The sequence below is a fragment of the Bilophila sp. 4_1_30 genome, assembly GCF_000224655.1.
Classification (GTDB): Bacteria; Desulfobacterota; Desulfovibrionia; order Desulfovibrionales; family Desulfovibrionaceae; genus Bilophila; species Bilophila wadsworthia.
In genome coordinates this window covers 12,327-14,874 of sequence record NZ_JH114235.1, presented here as the reverse complement: position 1 = coordinate 14,874, position 2,548 = coordinate 12,327, and the positions used below count along the sequence as shown (strand labels likewise).

Sequence of the window (2,548 nt, the reverse complement as noted above, 5' to 3'; positions counted from 1 at the left end):
GAGAGAGAGAGAGAGCATACGAATCACCTCTATTTGCAAAATGCAATCAACTGAAATAACAAGATAAACTTTAATCTATAAGTACTCTAGCATAAAGGTTTTCCCGATGCAACGGCGGAAAATTTCTCTCTCGTAGAGAAAGGCTGTTTGAGAATGCTGGAAGGGGGCTTGTTCAGTCTATGCATACGCCCCAAGGGACGGCACGATACTCTTGTCTCGGCCTCACTCTTTTTATCGGTTTCTAGGAGAAGCGGCGGAGGATTGGGGAAACGCGTGTAGAAGCCTCGGGCTCTCGCAACATCTTTCCAAGGCTCTCCAGCAAGGCGGCGTTTACAGCCCTCTGCCCTTCCTGCCAGCCGCGCAGAGCTTGCGGATCGCAGGGCTCCTGCCCGTCGAGGCGGCTCAGGAACCGCTTGAAGGGGCTCGCGTATTCGTAATCCGACACGTCGCCGCAGACATCCGCGCCGATCACCCTGCCCGCGCAGGCGGCAAATACGGCCTCGGTATGGCGGAGCCGGAAGACGCCCTGATCCCAGTTGGTCTTCACCACGTCTTCCGCGAACACATCCTTGTCGATGGAAAGATAGATGTTCCCGGCATCCGCCAGTGCCGGGATCAGCCCGCGCACCAGTTCGTCCGCCGATCCGAACGCCATGCCGCACCCCGCCCGCCCGATCAGGCGCAGCCACGCCGCGTCCGTGCCGACGCTCCAATACGTCAGCTTGCGCCGCAGGAAGGGCGTCAAGCGGTTCTCCCACGCGTGGGCAAGGCCGATGTCCCCCGAGGTGATGCCGATGACATGGACGCGCCGGACGCTCGGCAGCAAGGCGGCGTGCGATACCCACGAACCGCAATGGATGCCGAAGGGATAGCGCATGTTATCCGGGTGGTTGTCGAAAACGACCACATCAAGGGACGCGGGCGGCAGGCGGCGGCACAGGCGGCGCAGCGGGATCAGCGTGACGTGGTGGAAATCGCCGCTGCCCATGAACGCACAGCCGCAATCCACAGGCAACACGCCTTCCAGATGGGCTTCCAGCGCACTGAACGCCCGGCGCGTGCAGCCGAAGCGTATAGCCTCCTGCCACGAGCCCAGCGGGATGCGGCGTTCGCCCTCCGCCACAGGCAGGACCGAACCGTCGAAATCGAGGATCACCGGCTGGGAAGGCCGGAAGGATTCGCGGGGATCATGCATGATCCGTATCCTTATCAGCCGCCTTCGCGCCCACGGCCTTTGCGTCGGACTCAAACCAATGCCGGAACATGTACAGGATGCGGCGCAGGATCGGGTTGCGCACCCAGACCAGATGCCGGGTGAACGTGAACCGCGCCCCGAGGCTGGCTTTGACTTCAGGATCGGTCCAGCCCGCCACGTAAAAGCGCAGGCCGCGCCCCAGCGCGTGCTCAAGGTTCACGAACCAGCTCACGAAATAGAGGTCGAGCTCCCGTGCCTGCGGGTAGCGCAGCCCGATGTACTTGTCGATGAGCATCCCGCCGTGCTCAAGGCAGATGTTGTAGCCCACGAGCTCCCCGTCATGGCGGTAACAGAATACCACGCCGCCGATCTCCCGGCTTTGCAGCAGCCCCGCGAAGAAATCCCGCGTCAGCAGGTCGAAATGGATTTCGCTCTGGGCGTAGACGCCGAGGTAGAGGCCGTACAGCTCCTCCAGCACATCAAGGCTGCCGAACCGGGCGTCCCCCAACGGCACGGCTTCGATGTCCAGCCGTTCGCGCGACTTCAGCTTGCGGCGCAGGTTCTTGCGGCGGCTCTTGGAGAGGCGCGACAGGTATTCGTCGGTACTGGAAAAATCAATGGGAACGTAGGCCAGCGCCTGCCCTTCCACGACGATGAACCCCTTGTCCGGCGCAATCCGGGCCAGCCGCATGGCGGCCTCGTTGTCCCCTGCACCCAGCAGCGGGGAAACTTCCGGCACGTCCTTGACGATCAGCAGGGATTGCCCGGCGGCACAGCGCTCGCGGAAGCCGTCGAGAAGCTCGCCCGGCTCCAAGCCCTTTGGGAGCGGCGCGTATTCGGTAGCCGTGGTCCCGGCGAAACGGGCCGGGAAACGCAGCAGGCGCGACCACAGCCCGAACAGGGGAAACCTGCGGATCTTCGCCAGAATCGCGGGTTCCAGCGTGGTCAGCAGATCGAAATCGGTTCCGAAGACGGGCAGATCCGCTTCGGAAGCGGCGGCAAAGCCCTGCGGCGGGTGGCGCAGGAACAGCTCCACCAACGCCTCGGGTTCGAGCAGATTGGCATGGCGGGCATCAGGCATGGCATATCTCCCCGGCAAGACGGGCGAACGCGGCATCGTCCAGCCAGTGCGTATTGGTGACGGTCAGCATCCTGTCCGCCAAATCCCGCGCCGCCGGGCAGGGCCCGCCCTCGACGGCACCCGCCAGATACGGATAGTCCGGCAAGGCCCGGACGAACAGCTTGGAAACCCCGAGCCCCGACCGCCACAGCGCGCCGAGCGCCCGGTCCCGCCGGTCCCGATCCGGCATGAGGACCATAAAGAAAGGCCATACCCCCTCCCCGCCCGGATCG

General features: G+C 63.5%; 2 protein-coding genes and 1 pseudogene. All 3 read right to left on the bottom strand.

The features are described from left to right. Nucleotides 1-241 precede the first annotated feature (241 nt). Nucleotides 242-1,195 carry a hypothetical protein gene (locus HMPREF0178_RS17675; protein WP_009368957.1) on the bottom strand — a complete coding sequence of 318 codons (954 nt, stop codon included), beginning with the start codon at nucleotides 1,193-1,195 and terminating at the stop codon, nucleotides 242-244. Then, complete coding sequence (locus HMPREF0178_RS17670) at nucleotides 1,188-2,276, bottom strand: GNAT family N-acetyltransferase (protein WP_009368956.1); 1,089 nt, start codon at nucleotides 2,274-2,276, stop codon at nucleotides 1,188-1,190. Before HMPREF0178_RS17670 ends, HMPREF0178_RS17675 begins: the two co-directional genes overlap by 8 nt. Beyond that, nucleotides 2,269-2,548, bottom strand: a pseudogene (locus HMPREF0178_RS17665) (nucleotide sugar aminotransferase); the annotation flags it as partial. The gene HMPREF0178_RS17670 and the pseudogene HMPREF0178_RS17665, both read right to left, overlap by 8 nt.

Coding starts and splice junctions, on each gene's coding strand:
- HMPREF0178_RS17675 (WP_009368957.1), bottom strand. CDS start 1,195: ATGCATGATCCCCGCGAATCCTTCCGGCCTTCCCAGCCGGTGATCCTC.
- HMPREF0178_RS17670 (WP_009368956.1), bottom strand. CDS start 2,276: ATGCCTGATGCCCGCCATGCCAATCTGCTCGAACCCGAGGCGTTGGTG.